Origin of the sequence: Mycobacterium seoulense (assembly GCF_010731595.1) — a bacterium.
Taxonomy (GTDB): domain Bacteria; phylum Actinomycetota; class Actinomycetes; order Mycobacteriales; family Mycobacteriaceae; genus Mycobacterium; species Mycobacterium seoulense.
In genome coordinates, this window is the sequence record NZ_AP022582.1 from 5,125,482 (window position 1) to 5,145,052 (window position 19,571).

Below are 19,571 nucleotides of genomic sequence, written 5' to 3' on the forward strand. Positions count from 1 at the left end.
AGGGCCAGCTTCGGCCCGCTGCTTAACCACGACCCAACACCAGATTGGATGAATCAATGAGCAAGAACAGCAAGGCATACCGCGCCGCCGCCGAGAAGGTGGACCGCAACAGCCTGTACAGCCCGCTGGAGGCGGCCAAGCTCGCCAAGGAGACCGCGTCGACCAAGCAGGACGCGACCGTCGAGGTGGCGATCCGCCTCGGCGTCGACCCCCGCAAGGCGGACCAGATGGTCCGCGGCACGGTCAACCTGCCGCACGGCACCGGTAAGACGGCCCGGGTCGCGGTGTTCGCCGTCGGCGACAAAGCCGAGCAGGCGCAGGCCGCGGGCGCCGACATCGTCGGCAGCGACGACCTGATCGAGAAGATCCAGGGCGGTTTCCTGGACTTCGACGCCGCGATCGCCACCCCCGACCAGATGGCGAAGGTGGGCCGCATCGCCCGCGTGCTGGGTCCGCGCGGCTTGATGCCGAACCCCAAGACGGGCACCGTCACCCCGGACGTCGCCAAGGCCGTGGCCGACATCAAGGGCGGCAAGATCAACTTCCGCATCGACAAGCAGGCCAACCTGCACTTCGTGATCGGTAAGGCGTCTTTCGACGAGAAGGCCCTCGCGGAGAACTACGGCGCCGCGCTCGACGAGGTGCTGCGGCTCAAGCCGTCCGCGTCGAAGGGCCGCTATCTGAAGAAGATCACCGTGTCGACGACCACGGGCCCCGGCATCCCGGTCGACCCGTCCGTCACCCGCAACTTCGCCGAGGCCTAGGGAGTCGGCGCGCTAGCCGCCGCACTCGGCGATGCGCCGCCGCAGGAACTCGCGACCCGGCTCGGGACCGTTGGCTTGCAACGCTTTCCGGTACCAGGTGACGGCATCGGCCGGCCTGCCCGCGCGCCGAAGCAGGTCGGCGCGCACCGTCGCGACCAGATTGGAGCGCTCCAGCCGGGGGTCGTGCGCCGCCTCGTCCAGCGCGGCGAGCCCGGCGTCGGGGCCGTCGCGGAAGCCGACCGCGAGGGCGCGGTTGGCGCGCACCACCGGTGAGTCGGTCAGCCGCAACAGCCGGTCGTAGGCCGCGCAGATGGTGACCCAGTCGGTCTGGTCCCAGGACGGCGCCGTCGCATGCACCGCGGCGATCACCGCCTGCGGCAGGTAGGGGCCCGTCGAGCCCTCGGCGCGGCGGAGCCGATCCAGGCCCCTGGCGATGCGGCCGCGGTCCCACCGGCGGCGGTCCTGCTCGTCGAGCGGCACCAACATCCCGGTGTCGTCGACCCGGGTGGTTCGCCGCGAATCGTGCAGCAGCATCAGGGCGGCCAGCGCGTGGGTCTCGGGTTCGTGCGGCATCAGCGCGCACAGCTCGCCGGCGAGCCGGATCCCTTCGTCGCACAGTTCGTCGCGGATCGCCGACGCGCCGGCGGTCGACCAGTACCCCTCGGTGAAGACCGAGTAGACGCAACCCAGCACGTGTGGGGTGCGCTCGGGCAGGAGCTCGGCGGGTGGCACCCGCAGCGGGATATTGGCGTGCCGAACCTTGTTCTTGGCGCGCGTGATTCGCTGGCCGATCGCCGCTTCGGTCTGCAGCAGCGCGCGGGCGATCTCGGCGACGGTCAACCCCGACACCAGCCGCAGGGTGAGCGCCAATTGCGATTGGCGGTCCAGTGCGGGGTGCGCGCAGGTGAACATCATCCGCAGTTCGTCGTCACGAACGGGGGACGGGTCGGTGTGATCGGTGCGCGCCCGGATTTCGTCGATCACGGCCGCCAATTCCTTTCCGGGACGGACGGATTCGCGGCGCAGACGATCGCGCGCGCGGTTGCGGGCGACGGTCACCAGCCATCCGCCGGGATTGTCCGGCACGCCGTCGCGGTCCCAGCTGCGAAGCGCCTCGGCGCAGGCCTCCTGGACGGCGTCCTCGGCGATGGCGAGGTCCCCGGACCACCGCGCGAGCGCGGCGACGGCGGGTCCCCATTCCCTCCGGAAGACGCCGTCCAGGTCGGACATCGCGGAGACCTAGAGTCCCGAGACTCCAGCCAGTTGGCGCACCTGCACGGTCGAGGCGGGAATCATCGACGCCAGCTTGACGGCCTCGTCGCGATCCCCCGCGGCGAGCAGGTAGACGCCCGTGGCGATTTCGGCGCCCTCCACGTATGGCCCGTCGGTGATGAGAACCTCGCCGTCGCGCACCCGCACGGTGGTGGCGGTGGACCTGTCGTGCAATGCGGCGCCGCCGATGATGTGGTCGCCCGCGGCCGCGTGCAGATCTGTGTGCCGCGCCGCCACGGCCTCCCACTCCGGGGTGCCCGGCGTGTGCGCCGAAGCGGGGGGCTCCAGCAGCAGGGCCAGCCAGTCGTTACCGGTCAGCTTGCGCGACGGTTCGATCGAGTGGACCACCGGCCACAGCTCCACGGCGCCGAACTGGGCGGCGGGTACGTCGCGCGCCAACGCCAGCGCCTCGTCCAGGTTTTCCGCCTCGAACACGTAGTAGCCGCAGGCCACCTCGGCGGCCTCGGCGAAGGGGCCGTCGGTCGTGATCGGCGCGTCGGGGCCGCCGCTGATGACCACCGCGGCCGCGGCGGGCGCCAGCGCGTCACCGGCCTTGATAGCCGCGCCGGCTTTGGCATGGAAGCTCTCCCATGCGGCCATGCCGGCCGCCCATTCTTCAGGCGTGCGGTCTTGCTCCTGAGCGATCAACAGGGCGAAATATTGCATGTTCGTCACCTCCGGTAGTGAGCGAAGCCTCCTGCTCCACTCTCTATCTATCCGACGAACGACGCAGCCCTAATCCGACAGCTGGGCGCAACTAGGCGGCGGCGCCCGGCTTGAGGTAGGTCACCAGGCTGACGTCGAGCATCTCGTCGGTGAAGTAGTGCTCGCAGCCGCGCAGATATTTGATGTAGCGGTTGTAGACCTCTTCGGAGGTGACCTCGATGGCCTTGTCCTTGTTGGCCTCCAGGTTGTCGCCCCAGATGTGCAGGGTCTTGATGTAGTGCGGGCGCAGCGAAAGCGGTTCGGGCACAATAAAACCCGCCTTTTCGCCATGGTCGACCATCATCTGTGTGGACGGCAGCCGACCGCCCGGGAAGATCTCGGTGACGATGAACTTGATGAACCGGGCCGTCTCGAAAGTCAGCTTCTTGCCGCGGGCCGCCATCTCGTAGGGGTGGTAGCTCACGCTGCTCTGGACGGTCATCCGGCCGTCCTCGGGCATGATGTCGTAGCACCTCTTGAAGAAGTCGTCGTAGTTCTCGTGCCCGAAGTGCTCGAAGGCTTCGATCGACACGATCCGGTCGACGGGCTCGCTGAAGTCCTCCCAGTTCTGCAGCCTCACCTCACGCGAGCGGTTGGTGTCAATGGCAGCCAACAGCTGCTCGCAGCGGGCGTGCTGGTTCTTGGACAGCGTCAGACCGATGACGTTGACGTCGAACCGCTCGACAGCGCGCTTCATCGTGGTGCCCCAGCCGCAGCCGATGTCGAGCAGGGTCATGCCCGGCTTGAGGTCCAGCTTGTCCAGGTTCAGGTCGATCTTGGCGTACTGCGCCTCTTCCAGCGTCATGTCGTCACGCTCGAAGTAGGCGCAGCTGTAGATCCGTGTCGGATCCTGGAACAGGGCGAAAAAGTCGTCGGAGACGTCGTAGTGCGCCTGAATGTCCTCGGGAGCCGTCCGCGTCTTCGTCGGGCTAGCCGGTTGATCAGCCATTTTCGTCTTGTTCTCCTGGATGAAGGTCACTGCTTATGATCCGCGGACTTGCTCGGCGGGTGTGACGTGCAACGATACCCAACTCTACTTTTCCAGCGTGAATTGGTTGCAGTCGACATAGCCCATGCGGAACACCTTGGCGCAGCCGGTCAGATACTTCATGTAGCGCTCGTAGACCGCTTCGGACTGGATCGCGATGGCCTCGTCCCGATGGGCCTCGAGCGCCCCGGACCAGAAGTCGAGGGTCTTGGCGAAGTCCGACTGCAGCGACTGGACGCGGGACACCGTGAACCCCACCTTCGTCGCGTGCTCCTCGACCGTCTCGATCGTCGGCAGCCGGCCGCCCGGGAAGATGTCGGTGACGATGAACCTCATGAATTTCGCCATCTCCATCGTCAACGGGATGCCGCGTTCCATCACCTGCTTGACGTGCAGGCCGGTGATGGAATGCAGCAGCATCACGCCGTCGCCCGGCAGGGCGTCATAGGTGAACTTGAAGAAATCGTCGTAGCGGTGAAAACCGAAGTGCTCCAACGCTTCGACGACGACGATCCGGTCCACCGGTTCGTCGAACTCGGCCCAGTCGCTCAGCAGCACCCGCCGGGAACGGTCGCTGTCGATCCCGTCGAGTACCTGCTGGCAGTACGCGTGCTGGTTCCTGGACAGCGTCAGGCCGACGACGTTGACGTCGTAGCGCTCAACGGCGCGCTTCAGGCCCGAACCCCAGCCGCAGCCGACGTCGAGCAAGGTCATCCCCGGCTGGAGCCCGAGCTTGTCCAGTGTCAGGTCGAGCTTGGCGAGCTGCGCTTCGTGCAACGTCATGCCCTCGCGGGGGAAATACGCGCAGCTGTAGGTGCGGGTCGGATCCACAAAGAGCGCGAAGAATTCGTTCGACAGGTCGTAATGCGCCCGTACGTCGTCCGAATTGGACCGCGTCCGAACAGCGCCGGCCGGGTTGTCAGGCATATACCCTCCCCACGTGACGTACACCATAGGAGTGCCCATCCGCGGGGGACGCTACTCGCCGGGCATCAAAAACGGTGCATTTGGATGCGCGTGCGGCGGAGATTCTGCCGTTCTACTTTTCCGGCGGCGTACGAGGCGCTGGGTCGCTATTTGGTGAGCGTGTACTGCGCCACGTTGGAGATGCCTTTGCGGAACAGGTCCGAGCAGCCGGTCAGATAGCGCATGAAGCGGTCGTACACCTCTTGGGACTGGATGGCGATTGCGCGTTCGCGATTGGCCTCCAAATTGGCCGCCCACATGTCCAGGGTCCGCGCGTAATGCGGCTGCAGGTATTCGATCTGCTCGACTGAGAAGCCGCTGGTTTTCGCATTGTCGACGATATCGGGTTCGCCGCACATCTGGCCGCCGGGAAAGATTTCCTTGCCCAGGAAGTGGAAGAACCGCAGATCTGACATCGTGATCTGGACGCCGCGCTGCTTCCACTCCGACTGCGGATACGTGAAGATGCTGTGCATCAGCATCCGGCTGTCGGCGGGCAAGGTCTCATAGGCCCAATCCCAGAACGCCGGCCAGCGTTCCTTTTTGAAGGCGTCGAAGGCCTCGAAGCTCATGATTCGATCGACTTGCTCGTCGAACTCTTCCCAGCCCTGCAGCCGGGCCTCGGCCCGGCGCGTCGTCGGGATCCCGGCCAGCCTTGCCTTGGTGCGCGCGTAGTGGTTGCGGCTGAGCGTGATGCCGATGACGTTGACGTCGTATTTCTCCAGCGCCCGGACCACGGCCCCGCCCCAGCCGCACCCGACATCCAGCACCGTCATTCCCGGCTCAAGGTTCAGCTTGTCCAGCGCCAGGTCCAGCTTGGCGAGCTGGGCCTGTTCCAGCGTCATGTCGTCGTTCTTGAAGTAGGCGCAGGTGTACACCATGTTGGGGTCAAGGAACAGCGCGAAGAAGTCGTCTGAAATGTCGTAGGTCGCCTGCGACTCTTCGTAATACGGCTTCAGCTTGGCCATTGGTACACCCACCTCCTTGGACAACCGTACAACCCCGCGAGATGGACTGAGATCGCAGGGGAAGCGTTTCTTCGAGTGGTTTTGCTCAGGCCGCTTTGGCGAAGTTGCTCGTCAGCACACCGATCACGTGGTCCCACAACTGCTGTGGCAGATCATGTCCCATCCCGTCGAATAACACCAGTCGAGCGCCGTCGATGGCCCTGGCCACCGCGCGGCCGCCGAAGGGGCGCATCAGCTTGTCCGCCCGGCCGTGGATCACGACGGTCGGCGCGGCGGTCCGCCGGTTGTAGGGCTTCAGGCTGCCGCTGCCCAGGACGGCGTCGAAGTGCCTGGCGACGCCCCACGGGTAATGGCTGCGCTCGTAGCTTTCGATGGCCTCGGCCCGAAGCTGCGCCTCGGGCGCCAGGTACCGCCTGCTGCCGATGATCTTGCTGACCCGGATCGAATGGTCGACGATCACGTCGCGCGGCGAGCTCGGCGACGGGCCCTTGATGAGCGCCAGCAACTGGCGGGGACCCGGCGGCGGCAGAAACGCCGAATTGTTGCTGGAGAAGATGATCGCCAACGTTCGCGTCCGGTCGCGGAATCGGCCGGCGAAAATCTGGGCGATCATGCCACCCATCGACGCGCCCACGATGTGCGCGTCGCCGATGCCCAGGTGATCCAGCACGGCCGCGGCGTCGTCGGCCATGTCCTCGAGCTTGTACGCCGCTTTGCTCGGCAGGCCCAGCCAGGAGCGCGCCAGCCGGGTCACCAGCGGCTGCCCCGAGCCGCGATGCCGGGTCTTGCTCGACAGGCCGACGTCCCGGTTGTCGTACCGGATCACGCGCAACCCGTGGGCGACCAGCCGCTCGCAGAACGCGGTGCGCCACAGCAGCAGCTGGGCGCCCAGCCCCATGATCAGCAGCACGGGCGGGTCGTCGATGTCGCCCATGTCCTCGTAGTACAGCTTCAGGTCCCCGTCCGGATGAAAGACGGTGGCCTGGCCGGTGCGGACCTCCATCAGAGCGTCTACACCTCCAGGTCGGACTCGTACTCCCGGCTGACCTCGACCATGAAGTTGGCGAAGTAGCCGGTCAGCTGCGGGTCGGACATCATCTGCCACTTGGGCGCCAACAGCTTCATGTACCGCTCGACGTAGAGGAACTGCTTGCCGATCAGCACCAGCTCGCGGGGCAGCTTGACGTCGTAGGCGTCGGCCAGGGCCGACAGCTGCCGCCCGATGTCGGCGTAGGACATGTCGCCCAGCGTCGACATGGTCAGCGGGGTGGCGAAGCGTTCCAGGTCCTTGGCGGCCTGGGCCTCTGGCTTCATGTTGCCGACCGCGCCCATCAGCACCACGATCTTGCCCGCCGCGGCGTGGTCCTTCTTGACCAGCAGCGCGTACACCAGCTCGCGCAGCAGCCAGCGGGTGCGCGGGTCGATGCGGCCCATGATCCCGAAGTCGAAGAACACGATGCGGCCCGCGTCGTCGACGTAGAGGTTGCCGGCGTGCAGGTCGCCGTGGAACAGCCCGTGCCGCAGCCCGCCCTCGAACAGCGAGAACAGCAGGGCCTTCACCAGCTCGGTGCCGTCGAACCCGGCCTTGCGGATGGCGGCCACGTCGTCGATGCGGATGCCCTGCACGCGCTCCATGGTCAGCACCCGATCGCTGGTGAAGTCCCAGAACACCTGCGGCACACGGATGTTGCGGCCCAGCGGGGAGGCGTGCAGGTGCGACACCCAAGCCTCCATCGACTGCGCCTCGAGCCGGAAGTTCAGCTCCTCGGCCAGGTTGTCGGAGAAGTCGGCGACCACGTCTTGCGCGGAGAGCCGGCGGCCGAGCTTGGCCAGTTCGACGGCCTGGGCGAAGCGCTTGAGGATCTGCAGGTCGGCCGCGACGCGGCGGCGGATGCCCGGGCGCTGGATCTTGACGACCACCTCTTCGCCGGTGTGCAGGGTCGCGTAGTGCACCTGCGCGATGGAGGCCGACGCGAACGGCTCCTCCTCCCACTTGGCGAACAGCTCGGTCGGGTCGCCGCCGAGCTCCTCGACGAGGAGCTTGTGCACCTCGTCGTTGTCCGCGGGCGGCACCCGGTCGAGCAGGCCGCGGAATTCGCGGGACAGGGATTCGCCGAACGCGCCGGGGCTGGACGCGACGATCTGGCCGAATTTCACATATGTGGGGCCCAGGTCGGCGAAGGTCTGGGGGAGCTGCTTGATCACCTTCTGCTGCCACGGGCCCCGGCCCGGCAGCTTGCTGACGACGCGAGCGGCGGTGCGGGTGACCTGCCAGCCGGTGACGGCTACCCGGGCCGCTTCGACCGGCAGCGGCACCTTGTCCAGCCTGGCGACCTCTCGGTGCTTGGTGGAACTCATCCCAGCAGTCTGCCAAATCGGCGGAATCAGTCCCAATTCTCTAGCTGGAGCGCTCTAGCTGGAGCGATCCCCGCCTTGCCATGGCTGCACCCAGCCCTGGATCTCCCAGCCCTCCAGCCCCGCGATCAATTCGTACATGGTGGCGCCGTCGATCGTTTCGCGGATGATGTCGGCGTGCCCGGCGTGCCGGGCCAGCTCGTTGATCACATGCAGGATCACCCAGCGCACCGACCAGGCCTGCTGATCCTTGGGAAACCAGGGGATGTCGTGGGGAACCGGCACCGCGGCGTCGAGGTCCGCGGTCTCGGCCAGGCGCAGCGTCGCCGCGTTCTGTTCCCTGAACGCCCGCAGCAGCCCGTCGAGCGTCTCGTCGGGCCGCATCACGTGCTGATCCGCGAATTCGCTCGCGATCTGCTCGAACGGGCGGGTGTCTTTCGGTGGGGCGTCCGGCGCGGCCGCGACCCGTGCCATCCAGCTGCGCTGCATCCCGGTGGCGTGCTTGATGAGCCCTCCGATGGACAGCGCACTGACCGAGGGGGTGGATCGGGCCTGTTCATCGGTGAGGCCGTAGCTGACGGCGAAGTACGCGCTCTGGTGAAACTCCAGGAATTCGCGCAGGGCGCTGCGTTCGTCGGCCACGGGCCGGGCAAGAGCGGGCATTCTCGGATATTAGGCCCTCCGGGCCGTAAAGTGCGGGGATGCAGCTGGTTTCGGCACACTCGACCGAGCTGTTCGTCGGGCCGCCGGACGCGCCGTTGCAGCTCGCCCGCGTCACCGTTTCCGCTGCGGCCGGGCCCACGCCGGTCCGCGTCGAAGGTGAGGGTTTGAGCGGGGCGGCGGTGGCGGGCGCCGGCGAGGAGGTCGTCGAGGTCCCGGTCAGGGTGGACCGCCCGGTCGTCGGACAGCGGCGCGCGGCGCGGGCGCTGGCCGCAGGCGCGGCCGAGCCGTTCGAGTTCGTCGTGGCCGAGCCCGGCTGGACCATGTTCATGGTCAGCCACTTCCACTACGACCCGGTCTGGTGGAACACGCAGGGCGCCTACACCAGCGAGTGGACCGAGGACCCGCCGGGGCGCGCCCGGCAGACGAACGGTTTCGAGCTGGTGCACGCGCACCTGGAAATGGCCCGTCGCGAGCCCGAGTACAAGTTCGTGCTGGCCGAGGTCGACTACCTCAAGCCGTATTGGGACACCCGCCCCGAAGACCGCGCCGACCTGCGCCGGTTCATCGCGCAGGGTCGCGTCGAGGTGATGGGTGGCACGTACAACGAACCCAACACCAACCTCACCAGCCCGGAAACGACCATTCGAAATCTGGTGCACGGCATGGGTTTTCAGCGGGATGTGCTGGGCGCCGACCCGGCAACGGCCTGGCAGCTGGACGTCTTCGGCCACGACCCGCAGTTCCCCGGGCTGGCCGCGGAGGCCGGGCTGACGTCGAGCTCGTGGGCCCGCGGCCCGCACCACCAGTGGGGGCCGGCGCTGGGTGGCGGCGACGTCGAGCGGATGCAGTTCAGCAGCGAGTTCGAATGGATCTCGCCGTCGGGCCGCGGCCTGCTCACCCATTACATGCCCGCGCATTACTCGGCGGGCTGGTGGATGGACTCGGCGACATCGGTGGCCGAAGCCGAGGACGCCACGCTTGAGCTGTTCGAGCAGCTCAAGAAGGTCGCGCTGACGCGCAACGTGCTGCTGCCCGTGGGCACCGACTACACGCCGCCGAACAAGTGGGTCACCGCCATCCACCGCGACTGGGCCGCGCGCTACACGTGGCCACGCTTCGTGTGCGCGCTGCCGCGGGAGTTCTTCGCCGCCGTGCGCGCCGAACTGGCCGAGCGCGGCCGGGCGCCGTCGCCGCAGACCCGCGACATGAACCCGATCTACACGGGCAAGGACGTGTCCTACATCGACACCAAACAGGCCAACCGCGCCGCGGAGAACGCCGTGCTCGAGGCCGAGCGGTTCGCCGTGTTCGCCGGGCTGCTGACCGGCGCCGAATACCCGCAGGCGGCGCTGGCCAAGGCGTGGGTCCAGCTGGCTTACGGGGCGCACCACGACGGGATCACGGGCTCGGAGTCCGACCAGGTCTACCTCGACCTGCTGACCGGCTGGCGCGACGCGTGGGAGCTGGGCCGCGCCACCCGCGACGCCGCCCTGGCGCTGTTGTCCAGCGCGGTCGGCGGTGACGTGATCGTGTGGAACCCGCTGGCGCAGCGGCGCACCGACATCGTCACCGCGCGGCTCGACCCGCCGCTGGGCGCCGGGGCGCGGGTGCTGGACGCGGACGGGTCCGAGCTGCCCGCACACGTCGAGCGCGACGGCCGTTCGGTCTCCTGGCTGGCGCGCGAGGTGCCGTCGCTGGGTTGGCGGGCCTACCGGCTGGTTCCCGACGCCCGGCCGACCGGCTGGGAGCCCGCGCCCGGCTCGGCGATCGCCAACGAGCACTATCGCCTCGAGGTCGACCCGGCGCGCGGCGGGGGAGTCGTATCCCTGGTCCAAGACGGTCGCGAGCTGATCGCCGACGGCCGGGTGGGCAACGAGCTGGCCGTCTACGAGGAATACGCGGCCCACCCGACGCAGGCCGAGGGCCCGTGGCACCTGCTGCCCAAGGGGCCGGTGGTGTGCTCGTCGGGGTCGCCGGCCCGGGCGCGCGCCTACCACGGACCGCTGGGGCAGCGGCTCGTCGTGACCGGGCGGATCGGTTCGGTGCTGCGCTACACCCAGACCCTGACGCTGTGGCGGGGCGTGCCGCGGGTGGACTGCCGCACCACCATCGACGACTTCACCGGGGCCGACCGCCTGGTGCGGCTGCGCTGGCCGTGCCCGGTGCCCGGCGCCATGCCGGTCAGCGAGGTCGGTGACGCCGTCGTCGGACGGGGATTCGCGCTGCTGCATGACGGGCCCGAATCGGTGGACACCGCTCAGCACCCGTGGACATTGGACAACCCCGCCTACGGCTGGTTCGGGCTGTCGTCGGCGGCGCGGGTCCGGGTGGGCCCGCCTCACGGCCAAGCCGTGCGGGCGGTCTCGGTGGCCGAGGTGGTGTCGCCGGACGAGGCGGTGTCGGCGCCGCTGGCGCGCGGGCTGATGGTGGCGCTGGTCCGCGCCGGGGTGACGGCCACCTGCAGCGGCGCGGACAGGCCGCGCTACGGCGACCTCGACGTCGACTCCAACCTGCCCGACGCCCGCATCGCGCTGGGCGGGCCGGCCCGCAACGCCTTCACCAGGGCCGTGCTGGCGCAGGCCGACCCCGTGTACACCGAAGAGCTCGACCGCCAGCTGGCGGCGGGGGGCTGGGCCAGGGTCTGGGTACCGGCCGCGACCCCGTTGACCGTGGCGTGGGTGCCCGGCGCCGACCTGCGTGCCGTGCGGGCCTTGCCGGTGCTGGTGATCGCCGGACGCGACGAGGACAGCCTGGCCGCCGCCATCGCGTCGGTGGCCGACGACCTCGGCGACGCCGAAGTCGTCGTGACCCAGCGGGCGCCGGCGGGAACCGGCGAATTCGAGGACCGCACCGTCGCCCTGCTCAACCGCGGGGTGCCCAGCTTCGCCGTCGACGCCGAGGGCACCCTGCACACCGCGCTCCTGCGCTCGTGCACCGGTTGGCCGTCGGGCACCTGGATCGACGAACCGCGGCGCACCGCCCCGGACGGCTCGAACTTCCAGCTCCAGCACTGGACCCACGTCTTCGACTACGCGCTGATCGGTGCCGCCGGCGACTGGCGACGCGCCGGCATCCCCGCCCGCAGCGCGCAATTCGCCCACCCGCTGATCGCGGTCGCCGCCGACCGGGCGGCGGGCGGGCTGCCCGCGTCCGGGTCGCTGTTGACCGTGGAGCCCGCCGACGGGGTGCAGCTGGCCGCGCTCAAGGCGGCGGGCAACCCACTCGCGGCGGGCCGCGCCCGGCCGGTCGACCCCCACGCGGTGGCGCTGCGCCTGGTGGAAACTACGGGGACGGGGGCCGGCGTGGTGCTCGGCTCCGACGTCGCCACCGTCGGCGACCCCGGCGGCGCCGACCTGCTCGAAAACCCGCGCGCCGCCGCGCACCCGCTTGAGCTGCATGGGTACCAGGTGGCCACCGTGCTGGCCCGCTTGGAGGCGCCCCGTGCGCCGGCGGCGTCGCGCGCGCTGGCCCCGCACGCCGAAACCGCCCAGCCCCTCTACGCGCGGTACTGGCTGCACAACCGGGGCCCCGCGCCGCTCGGCGGGCTGCCCGGCGTCGCCCATCTGCATCCCGCGCGCCTGACCGCCGAGCCGGGCGACGAGGTCGCGATGCGGCTCACCGCGGCCAGCGACTGCACCGACGCCACCCTGACCGGGACGGTCACCCTGGTCTGTCCGGAGGGATGGTCGGCCAAGCCCGACGAGCTGCCCCTCGCGCTGCGCCGCGGCGATTACCGGGAGGCCGATGTCGCCGTTTCGGTGCCCGCCCGCGCCGCGCCGGGCCTATATCCGGTCCGGGCCCAGCTCCGCATCACCGGGGAGGGGCTCCCGGCGGCGTGGCGACAGACGGTCGAGGACGTATGCCTGGTCGAGGTCGGCGCGTGCGAGGAGGCGGAGCCGATCTACCTCGTCGACGGGCCCGCCGACGTGGAGCTGGCCGCCGGCGATACTTCGGCGCTGACCGTCCGGGTCGGCGGCCGCGCCGGGGCGGAGCTGGCGCTCGAGGCGCATCTGATCAGCCCGTGGGGCACGTGGGAGTGGCTGGGCCCGGCCGCGGTGGGCGGGGTGCTGCCCGCCCGCGGCACGGCCGACCTCAGCTTCGAGGTGGCCCCTCCGGACGGGCTGGAGCCGGGCCGGTGGTGGGCCCTGATCCGGGTCGCCTGCGCCGGTCGCCTGCTCTACACCCCGGCGGTGCGGGTGAGCGTGACATGAGCGTCGTCGCGACGGTTGCCGGGATCCCGGTCCGGGTCGACGAGGTCGACGCGGCCGAGGCGCGCTTGCGCGCCGGACCGGGCGCGGCCGCCTTGCCGTCCCGCGGCACCGGGGAGGGACGCCAGCTGCGGCGCTGGCTGACCCAACTGATGGTGACCGAGCGGGTCGTCGCCGCGGAGGCCGACGCGCGCGGCCTGAGCGGGCGGGGTGCGCCGAGCGAGGCCGAGCTGCTGCCCGACGCGACGGCCCGCCTGGAGCTGGGCAGCGTCGCCGCGGCGGCGCTGGCCGACCCCCGCGCGCGGGCGCTGTTCGCCGACGTCACCGCCGGGGTGTGGGTCGCCGACGAGGAGGTGGCCGCCTACCACGCCCGCAATCCCCTGCGATTCGCCGAACCGGGCCGCGAGGAGCACGGCTGGCGGGCCCCGCCGCCGGTCGGACCGCGGCTGGACGACGTGCGGCCCGCGATCGCCGACCATCTGCGCGGCGCCGCGCGCCGACGCGCCTTCCGCGTCTGGCTGGACGCGCGGCGGGCCGAGCTGGTGCGGCTCGCTCCGGGCTACGAGCACCCCGGCGACCCGCGCCAACCCGACAACGTCCACCGGCACTGATCGCGATGCTCACCCTCTGCCTGGACATCGGCGGCACCAAGATCGCCGCCGGCCTCGCCGACCCCGACGGCGTGCTGGTGCACACCGCGATCCGCCCGACGCCGCGCGGCGGTACGGCCGAGGAGGTCTGGGCCGCGGTCGACGCGACGATCGCCGACGTGCTGCGTGCGGCCGGCGGCGGCGCGGTCGCCGCGGTGGGCATCGGCTCGGCCGGTCCGATCGACCTGCACCGCGGAACCGTCAGCCCCATCAACATCAGGGGCTGGCGAGGCTTCCCGCTGCGCGACCGGGTGGCGGCCGCGGTGCCGGGCGTGCCCGTACGGCTCGGCGGCGACGGCGTGTGCATGGCGCTGGGCGAGCACTGGCGCGGCGCGGGGCGCGGCGCGGACTTCCTGCTGGGCATGGTGGTGTCCACCGGCGTGGGCGGCGGACTGGTGCTCGGCGGCGTCCCCTACACCGGCCGCACCGGCAACGCCGGTCACGTCGGGCACGTGGTGGTGGAGGACGGCGGCCCGCCCTGTGTGTGCGGCGGCCGCGGGTGCGTCGAGGCCATCGCGTCGGGACCGTCGATGGTGCGCTGGGCGCGGGCCAACGGCTGGTCCGCGCCGCCCGCCGCCGGCGCCCGGGAGCTGGCCGCCGCGGCGGCGGGCGGGGACCGGGTGGCGACGCGGGCCTTCCGCCGGGGGACGACCGCGCTCGCGGCCATGATCGCCTCGGTCGGCGCCGTCTGCGACCTCGACCTCGTCGTCATCGGGGGAGGCGTGGCCAAATCCGGAAACCTGCTCTTCGACCCGTTGCGGGAGAAGCTGGCCGAGTACGCCAGGCTGGACTTTCTGGCCGGTTTGCGGGTGGTGCCCGCCGAACTGGGCGGCGACGCAGGGCTGGTCGGCGCCGCCAGGCTGGCGGGCCTCGGCTGACCACGCGGTCACCTCGGCCGCCGCTCGACGTCCGCCGTTTTGGCTGACCGGGGTGGGCCGGGCTATCCTGGTTGCCGATCCACCGAAGACCGTCGGTCACCGAGAAATCGGTTGAAGGTCCGGGAGCATCCCGGCGGCCCACGCAGGAGGACGAGGCAGCAGCGCCGGCACGCGCCGGCGTTTTTCACGCCCCGGCCGCTTCCTGCGCCGGGGCGTTCGTCGTTCCTCGGGTGAATCGCAGACGACACGTCGCATGGCTTTCACTTCAGGAGGTACGCATGGCCAGGGCTGACAAAGCCACCGCCGTTGCAGACATCGCCGAGCAGTTCAGGGAGGCGACCGCGACCCTGATCACCGAGTACCGCGGTCTGACCGTGGCCAACCTGGCCGAGCTGCGCCGGTCGCTCATCGGATCGGCCACCTACTCGGTGGCCAAGAACACGCTGATCAAGCGCGCCGCGTCTGAGGCGGGCGTGGAAGGCCTCGACGAATTGTTCGCCGGGCCCACCGCCATCGCGTTCGTCACCGGCGAGCCGGTCGACGCCGCCAAGGCCATCAAGACCTTCGCCAAGGACAACAAGGCGCTGGTCATCAAGGGCGGCTACATGGACGGCCGCGCCCTGACCGTCGCCGAAGTCGAGCGGATCGCCGACCTGGAATCGCGCGAGGTGCTGCTGGCCAAGCTGGCCGGCGCGATGAAGGGCAACCTCGCCAAGGCGGCCGGCCTGTTCAACGCCCCCGCCTCGCAGGTCGCGCGCCTCGCGGCCGCGCTGCAGGAGAAGAAGGCCGCGGAAGGCCCCGCCCCTGCCGCGGAACCCGCAGCCGCGGCGGAGCCCGCCGCGGAAACCGCCCCAGAGCCAGCTTCGGAAACACCCGCTGAGGCTCCGGAAGCCCCGGCCGAAGCCGAATAACCCCAACCCCGGAAATCAGGAAGGACCCACACACCATGGCGAAAATGTCTACCGACGACCTGCTCGACGCCTTCAAGGAAATGACCCTGTTGGAGCTCTCCGACTTCGTCAAGAAGTTCGAGGAGACCTTCGAGGTCACCGCGGCCGCCCCGGTCGCCGTCGCCGCGGCCGGCCCGGCCGCCGGTGGCGCCCCCGCCGAGGCCGCCGAGGAGCAGTCCGAGTTCGACGTCATCCTCGAGGCCGCCGGCGACAAGAAGATCGGCGTCATCAAGGTGGTCCGCGAGATCGTCTCCGGCCTGGGCCTCAAGGAGGCCAAGGACTTGGTCGACGGCGCGCCCAAGCCGCTGCTGGAGAAGGTCGCCAAGGAGGCCGCCGACGAGGCCAAGGCCAAGCTGGAGGCCGCCGGCGCCACCGTCACCGTCAAGTAGCTCCACGTCGAAAACCCCCGGGACCGCCCCTGCGGCTCCCGGGGGTTTCGCGTGCTCAGCCCCGCATCGCCGACTGCAGCGATTGCGCCACCCGCTCGGGTGAATCTCCTAGCGCGACAAGAAGTTTGGATCTCATCGAGTCCAGCACCAGCGCGACGGCCGAGCCGTCGTCACCGTAGAAGCCGCCCAGTTCGAGCATCACGAACCCGTGCAGCAACGCCCAGAACTGAGCGGCCGTGGCAATGACGGTCGCGTCGTCGGTCGCCGAGCCCGCGGTGATCCGGCCCGCGCGCATGGAGCGCTGCACCGCGCCCACCAGATGCGCGAAGCTGGGAATGTGCTGCTCGATCTCGGCGACTGACAGGGTCAGGACGTTGCCCGCCGGCGCGTTGATGCCGTGCGCGCTGGTGCTGCCGAACATCAGGCGATACAGATGTGGCCGCCCGATGGCGAAGCGCCGGTACGCGGCGCCGAGGGCGAACAGGTCGGCGACCGGGTCGGTGGTCTGCGGCACCGTCAGCGCGGCGTCGAACTGCCGCAGCCCCTCCGCGGCCACCTCGGCGATCAGGCCCCGCATCCCGCCGAAATGGGTGTACAGCGCCATGGTCGACGTACCGGCCGCGCCGGCGACCTTGCGGGTCTGCAGCGCGTCGGGCCCGTGTTCGTCGAGCAGGTCGACCGCGGCGGACAGCATCCCCTCGCGGACGCCGCGCTGCCCCGCGGGCGCGGGGGGCGAGCTCGCTTGTGAAGTCATCGTTGCCATCCTCTCATCCGCGGCGTACGGTACCTATAACAACGTCATAACGATGTTATAGGAGCTCAGAGATGACGTCACTGCAAACCGCCGAGACCACGAATCCGTATCTGGAGGGGTTGCTGGCGCCGGTGAGCGCCGAGGTGACCGCCACCGACCTGCCGGTCACCGGGCACATTCCGGAGCACCTCGACGGGCGCTATCTGCGCAACGGGCCCAACCCGGCCGAAGAGGTCGACCCGGCCACCTATCACTGGTTCAGCGGCGACGGGATGGTGCACGGCGTCGCGCTGCGCGACGGCAAGGCCCGGTGGTACCGCAACCGCTGGGTGCGCAGCCTGTCGGTGTGTGCCGCCCTCGGCGAGCCGGCGCCGGGACGGCTCGATCCCAGCGCGGGCATGCTCTCGCTGGGCGCCAACACCAACGTCCTGACCCACGCCGGGCGCACCCTGGCGCTGGTCGAGGGAGGGGTGGCCAACTACGAGCTGACCGACGAGCTGGACACCATCGGGACGTGCGACTTCGACGGCACCCTGGCCGGCGGCTACACCGCGCACCCGCACCGCGATCCCCGCACCGGCGAATTACACGCCGTCTCTTACTCATTCGCCCGCGGGCGGACCGTGCAGTACTCGGTGATCGACACCGAGGGCCGCGCCCGTCGCACGGTCGACATCGAGGTGTCCGGGTCGCCGATGATGCACGACTTCTCGCTGACCGACTCCTACGTCGTCGTCTACGACCTCCCGGTGACGTTCGACCCGATGCAGCTGCTGCCGGTCAGCATGCCCCGCTGGCTCGGCCTGCCGGCCCGGCTGGCGATGCAGTCGCTGATCGGGCGGGTGCGGGTACCGAGCCCGATCAGCGCGATGATGAACCGCAGCCCAAAGCATTCGGACCGGATGCCGTACGCCTGGGACGCCGACTACCCGGCGCGCATCGGGGTGATGCCCCGCGAGGGCGGCAACTCCGACGTTCGCTGGTTCCCCATCGAGCCCTGCTACGTCTACCACCCGCTGAACGCCTATTCCGAGATGCGGGACGGGGCCGAGGTTTTGGTGCTCGACGTGGTGCGCTACTCGCGGATGTTCGACCGCGACCGGCGCGGGCCCGGCGAGACCCCCCCGACGCTGGACCGCTGGACCGTCAACCTGTCGACGGGCGCGGTGAGCGCCGAGTGCCGCGACGATCAGCCGCAGGAATTCCCCCGGATCAACGAGGACCTGCTCGGCGGGCCGCACCGGTTCGGCTACACGGTCGGCGCGTACTTCGCCGGAGGCGCCTCCGCGCTGTACAAGCACGACTACGCGACGGGCGGCCGCGCGGTCGCACCGCTGGACCCCGACCTTTTGCTCGGCGAGATGTCCTTTGTGCCCAACCCCGGCGCCGGCGCCGAGGACGACGGCATTTTGATGGGCTACGGCTATCACCGCGGCCGCGACCAAGGCCAGCTGGTGTTGCTGGACGCCGCGACGCTCGAGTCGGTGGCAACCGTGCATCTGCCGCAGCGGGTGCCGATGGGCTTCCACGGCAACTGGGCGCCCACTGGCTAACGCGCGTTGAATAGGACGGCCGCCGACGGTGGCGGCCGGATCTCAGGTCAGCCAAATTTTGCCGGCTGTGCCGCGCAACCCTGATGCCGTGCAGCAAGCGTGCGCTACAGTGACTCATGCCACACAAAAGGGCAGGTGGCGGGCTTGGGCGTCGACGGAAGGATCTCCTATGGGTGTCGCTATTGAGGTGAACGGCCTCACGAAGTCCTTCGGATCCTCGAGAATTTGGGAAGACGTGACGCTGGAGATCCCTGCCGGGGAGGTCAGCGTCCTGCTGGGGCCGTCGGGTACCGGCAAATCGGTGTTCCTGAAGTCCCTGATCGGTCTGCTGCGCCCGGAGCGCGGCTCGGTCGTCATCGACGGCACCGACATCCTGCAGTGCTCGGCCAAGGAGCTCTACGAGATCCGCACGCTGTTCGGCGTGATGTTCCAGGACGGCGCCCTGTTCGGCTCGATGAACCTCTTCGACAACGCGGCGTTCCCGCTGCGCGAGCACACCAAGAAGAAGGAAGGCGAGATCCGTGACATCGTCATGGAGAAGCTGACCATGGTCGGTCTGGGGGGCGACGAGAAGAAGTTCCCCGGTGAGATCTCCGGCGGTATGCGCAAGCGCGCCAGCCTGGCCAGGGCGCTGGTGATGGACCCGCAGATCATCCTCTGCGACGAGCCGGACTCGGGCCTGGACCCCGTGCGCACCGCCTACCTGAGCCAGCTGATCCTCGACATCAACGCCCAGATCGACGCCACCGTCCTGATCGTCACGCACAACATCAACATCGCCCGCACCGTGCCGGACAACATGGGCATGCTCTTCCGCCGCAAGCTGGTCATGTTCGGCCCGCGCGAGGTGCTGCTGACCAGCGACGAGCCGGTCGTGCGGCAGTTCCTCAACGGCCGCCGCATCGGGCCGATCGGCATGTCCGAGGAAAAGGACGAGTCGACCATGGCCGAAGAGCAGGCCGCCCTCGAGGCCGGTCAGCACGCCGGCGGTGTGGAGGAGATCGAAGGGGTGCCGCCGCAGATCGTCGCGTCGCCGGGGATGCCGGAGCGCAAGGCCGTGGGCCGGCGCCAGGCGCGGGTGCGCGAGATTCTGCACACGCTGCCGCAGAAGGCGCAGGCCGCGATCATCGACGACATGGAGGGAACCCACAAGTACCGGGCGCACGAGGTCGGCGACTAGCCCGACCGGCCCGGGGTTTCGCGATAACTTCGCGTAACTCGGCGGCCCGTCCTCTTGACGACGGGGCGTAAACGGGTCAGTCTGTTGGGCAGCATGTATCCAGTGGAGAGTCGAAGTGCCAGCCAGCGCCGATGTCCCTGGACTGCCCATGCTGGACAGTTGAGGAATGCGCCGTCCTACGCTATTGTTGGACGTTGCGCTGGCTACCTCCTGCCCACCTCACCCGCCACTTGACACTGTGGTCTAAGCCTGAGCCCCCTCTAGCGGCTTAGTTCTTTAGTTGTGCGCGTGAGATTCGGACAGATCGTTCGCCGGCCGAACCGACACA

The 19,571-nt window shown here is 69.6% G+C and carries 16 protein-coding genes and 1 pseudogene; 8 read left to right on the forward strand and 9 right to left on the reverse strand.

The window, feature by feature from the left end; all coding sequences use genetic code 11:
- The first annotated feature begins 56 nt into the window (after window positions 1-56).
- Window positions 57-764, forward strand: a complete 708-nt coding sequence (rplA, locus tag G6N37_RS23840; RefSeq protein ID WP_083171616.1) for a 50S ribosomal protein L1 — start codon at window positions 57-59, stop codon at window positions 762-764.
- A gap of 12 nt (window positions 765-776) precedes the next feature.
- Here the strand turns inward: rplA and G6N37_RS23845 are convergent, their stop codons facing one another.
- The 8 genes from G6N37_RS23845 to G6N37_RS23880 all read right to left on the reverse strand — a co-directional run bounded on the left by G6N37_RS23845 (window position 777) and on the right by G6N37_RS23880 (window position 8,660).
- The gene (locus G6N37_RS23845; protein WP_163683826.1) at window positions 777-1,994 is read right to left on the reverse strand and encodes an RNA polymerase sigma factor; all 1,218 of its coding nucleotides are present in this window, start codon (window positions 1,992-1,994) and stop codon (window positions 777-779) included.
- Window positions 1,995-2,003: 9 nt separating this feature from the next.
- Window positions 2,004-2,702 (reverse strand): YciI family protein, encoded by a 699-nt coding sequence (locus G6N37_RS23850; protein ID WP_163683827.1) that lies wholly within the window; start codon window positions 2,700-2,702, stop codon window positions 2,004-2,006.
- Between the two features lie 91 nt (window positions 2,703-2,793).
- Entirely contained in the window at window positions 2,794-3,690 is an 897-nt protein-coding gene (mmaA4, locus tag G6N37_RS23855; protein WP_163683828.1) for a hydroxymycolate synthase MmaA4, read from the reverse strand.
- Window positions 3,691-3,774: 84 nt separating this feature from the next.
- Window positions 3,775-4,656, reverse strand: coding sequence for a cyclopropane mycolic acid synthase family methyltransferase (locus G6N37_RS23860; RefSeq protein ID WP_163683829.1), 882 nt, complete (start codon window positions 4,654-4,656; stop codon window positions 3,775-3,777).
- Between the two features lie 146 nt (window positions 4,657-4,802).
- Complete coding sequence (locus tag G6N37_RS23865) at window positions 4,803-5,663, reverse strand: cyclopropane mycolic acid synthase family methyltransferase (RefSeq protein ID WP_163683830.1); 861 nt, start codon at window positions 5,661-5,663, stop codon at window positions 4,803-4,805.
- A gap of 85 nt (window positions 5,664-5,748) precedes the next feature.
- Window positions 5,749-6,666, reverse strand: a complete 918-nt coding sequence (locus G6N37_RS23870) for an alpha/beta fold hydrolase (protein WP_163683831.1) — start codon at window positions 6,664-6,666, stop codon at window positions 5,749-5,751.
- An 8-nt stretch (window positions 6,667-6,674) separates the two neighbouring features.
- Window positions 6,675-8,021, reverse strand: coding sequence for an ABC1 kinase family protein (locus G6N37_RS23875; RefSeq protein WP_163683832.1), 1,347 nt, complete (start codon window positions 8,019-8,021; stop codon window positions 6,675-6,677).
- Between the two features lie 54 nt (window positions 8,022-8,075).
- Window positions 8,076-8,660: a DinB family protein gene (locus tag G6N37_RS23880; protein ID WP_163685444.1), complete on the reverse strand. Its 585-nt coding sequence runs from the start codon at window positions 8,658-8,660 to the stop codon at window positions 8,076-8,078.
- A 59-nt stretch (window positions 8,661-8,719) separates the two neighbouring features.
- On the opposite strand from G6N37_RS23880, the gene G6N37_RS23885 reads away from it, so the two are divergent.
- From G6N37_RS23885 to rplL, 5 genes and pseudogenes are all read left to right on the forward strand, one after another.
- A complete protein-coding gene (locus G6N37_RS23885; protein WP_163683833.1) occupies window positions 8,720-12,892 on the forward strand; it encodes a glycoside hydrolase family 38 N-terminal domain-containing protein in 4,173 nt (1,390 codons plus the stop codon).
- Complete coding sequence (locus tag G6N37_RS23890) at window positions 12,889-13,500, forward strand: DUF7158 domain-containing protein (RefSeq protein WP_163683834.1); 612 nt, start codon at window positions 12,889-12,891, stop codon at window positions 13,498-13,500. Before G6N37_RS23885 ends, G6N37_RS23890 begins: the two co-directional genes overlap by 4 nt.
- A 5-nt stretch (window positions 13,501-13,505) precedes the next feature.
- The gene (locus tag G6N37_RS23895; RefSeq protein WP_163683835.1) at window positions 13,506-14,417 is read left to right on the forward strand and encodes an ROK family protein; all 912 of its coding nucleotides are present in this window, start codon (window positions 13,506-13,508) and stop codon (window positions 14,415-14,417) included.
- 278 nt (window positions 14,418-14,695) lie between these two features.
- Window positions 14,696-15,226, forward strand: a pseudogene (gene rplJ / locus G6N37_RS23900) (50S ribosomal protein L10); the annotation flags it as partial.
- A gap of 137 nt (window positions 15,227-15,363) precedes the next feature.
- Entirely contained in the window at window positions 15,364-15,756 is a 393-nt protein-coding gene (gene rplL, locus G6N37_RS23905) for a 50S ribosomal protein L7/L12 (RefSeq protein ID WP_007167798.1), read from the forward strand.
- Between the two features lie 55 nt (window positions 15,757-15,811).
- Here the strand turns inward: rplL and G6N37_RS23910 are convergent, their stop codons facing one another.
- A complete protein-coding gene (locus G6N37_RS23910; RefSeq protein WP_163683837.1) occupies window positions 15,812-16,510 on the reverse strand; it encodes a TetR/AcrR family transcriptional regulator in 699 nt (232 codons plus the stop codon).
- Between the two features lie 71 nt (window positions 16,511-16,581).
- Here G6N37_RS23910 and G6N37_RS23915 point away from each other — a divergent pair, with 71 nt between their 5' ends.
- Both G6N37_RS23915 and G6N37_RS23920 read left to right on the forward strand, forming a co-directional pair.
- Window positions 16,582-18,063 (forward strand): carotenoid oxygenase family protein, encoded by a 1,482-nt coding sequence (locus G6N37_RS23915; protein WP_163683838.1) that lies wholly within the window; start codon window positions 16,582-16,584, stop codon window positions 18,061-18,063.
- A 169-nt stretch (window positions 18,064-18,232) separates the two neighbouring features.
- Complete coding sequence (locus G6N37_RS23920; RefSeq protein WP_046186730.1) at window positions 18,233-19,243, forward strand: ABC transporter ATP-binding protein; 1,011 nt, start codon at window positions 18,233-18,235, stop codon at window positions 19,241-19,243.
- Window positions 19,244-19,571: the final 328 nt, after the last annotated feature.

Coding starts and splice junctions, on each gene's coding strand:
- G6N37_RS23885 (WP_163683833.1), top strand. CDS start 8,720: ATGCAGCTGGTTTCGGCACACTCGACCGAGCTGTTCGTCGGGCCGCCG.
- mmaA4 (WP_163683828.1), bottom strand. CDS start 3,690: ATGGCTGATCAACCGGCTAGCCCGACGAAGACGCGGACGGCTCCCGAG.
- G6N37_RS23920 (WP_046186730.1), top strand. CDS start 18,233: ATGGGTGTCGCTATTGAGGTGAACGGCCTCACGAAGTCCTTCGGATCC.
- G6N37_RS23895 (WP_163683835.1), top strand. CDS start 13,506: ATGCTCACCCTCTGCCTGGACATCGGCGGCACCAAGATCGCCGCCGGC.
- G6N37_RS23845 (WP_163683826.1), bottom strand. CDS start 1,994: ATGTCCGACCTGGACGGCGTCTTCCGGAGGGAATGGGGACCCGCCGTC.
- G6N37_RS23910 (WP_163683837.1), bottom strand. CDS start 16,510: ATGACTTCACAAGCGAGCTCGCCCCCCGCGCCCGCGGGGCAGCGCGGC.
- G6N37_RS23875 (WP_163683832.1), bottom strand. CDS start 8,021: ATGAGTTCCACCAAGCACCGAGAGGTCGCCAGGCTGGACAAGGTGCCG.
- G6N37_RS23890 (WP_163683834.1), top strand. CDS start 12,889: ATGAGCGTCGTCGCGACGGTTGCCGGGATCCCGGTCCGGGTCGACGAG.
- G6N37_RS23860 (WP_163683829.1), bottom strand. CDS start 4,656: ATGCCTGACAACCCGGCCGGCGCTGTTCGGACGCGGTCCAATTCGGAC.
- G6N37_RS23915 (WP_163683838.1), top strand. CDS start 16,582: ATGACGTCACTGCAAACCGCCGAGACCACGAATCCGTATCTGGAGGGG.
- G6N37_RS23865 (WP_163683830.1), bottom strand. CDS start 5,663: ATGGCCAAGCTGAAGCCGTATTACGAAGAGTCGCAGGCGACCTACGAC.
- G6N37_RS23850 (WP_163683827.1), bottom strand. CDS start 2,702: ATGCAATATTTCGCCCTGTTGATCGCTCAGGAGCAAGACCGCACGCCT.
- rplA (WP_083171616.1), top strand. CDS start 57: ATGAGCAAGAACAGCAAGGCATACCGCGCCGCCGCCGAGAAGGTGGAC.
- rplL (WP_007167798.1), top strand. CDS start 15,364: ATGGCGAAAATGTCTACCGACGACCTGCTCGACGCCTTCAAGGAAATG.
- G6N37_RS23870 (WP_163683831.1), bottom strand. CDS start 6,666: ATGGAGGTCCGCACCGGCCAGGCCACCGTCTTTCATCCGGACGGGGAC.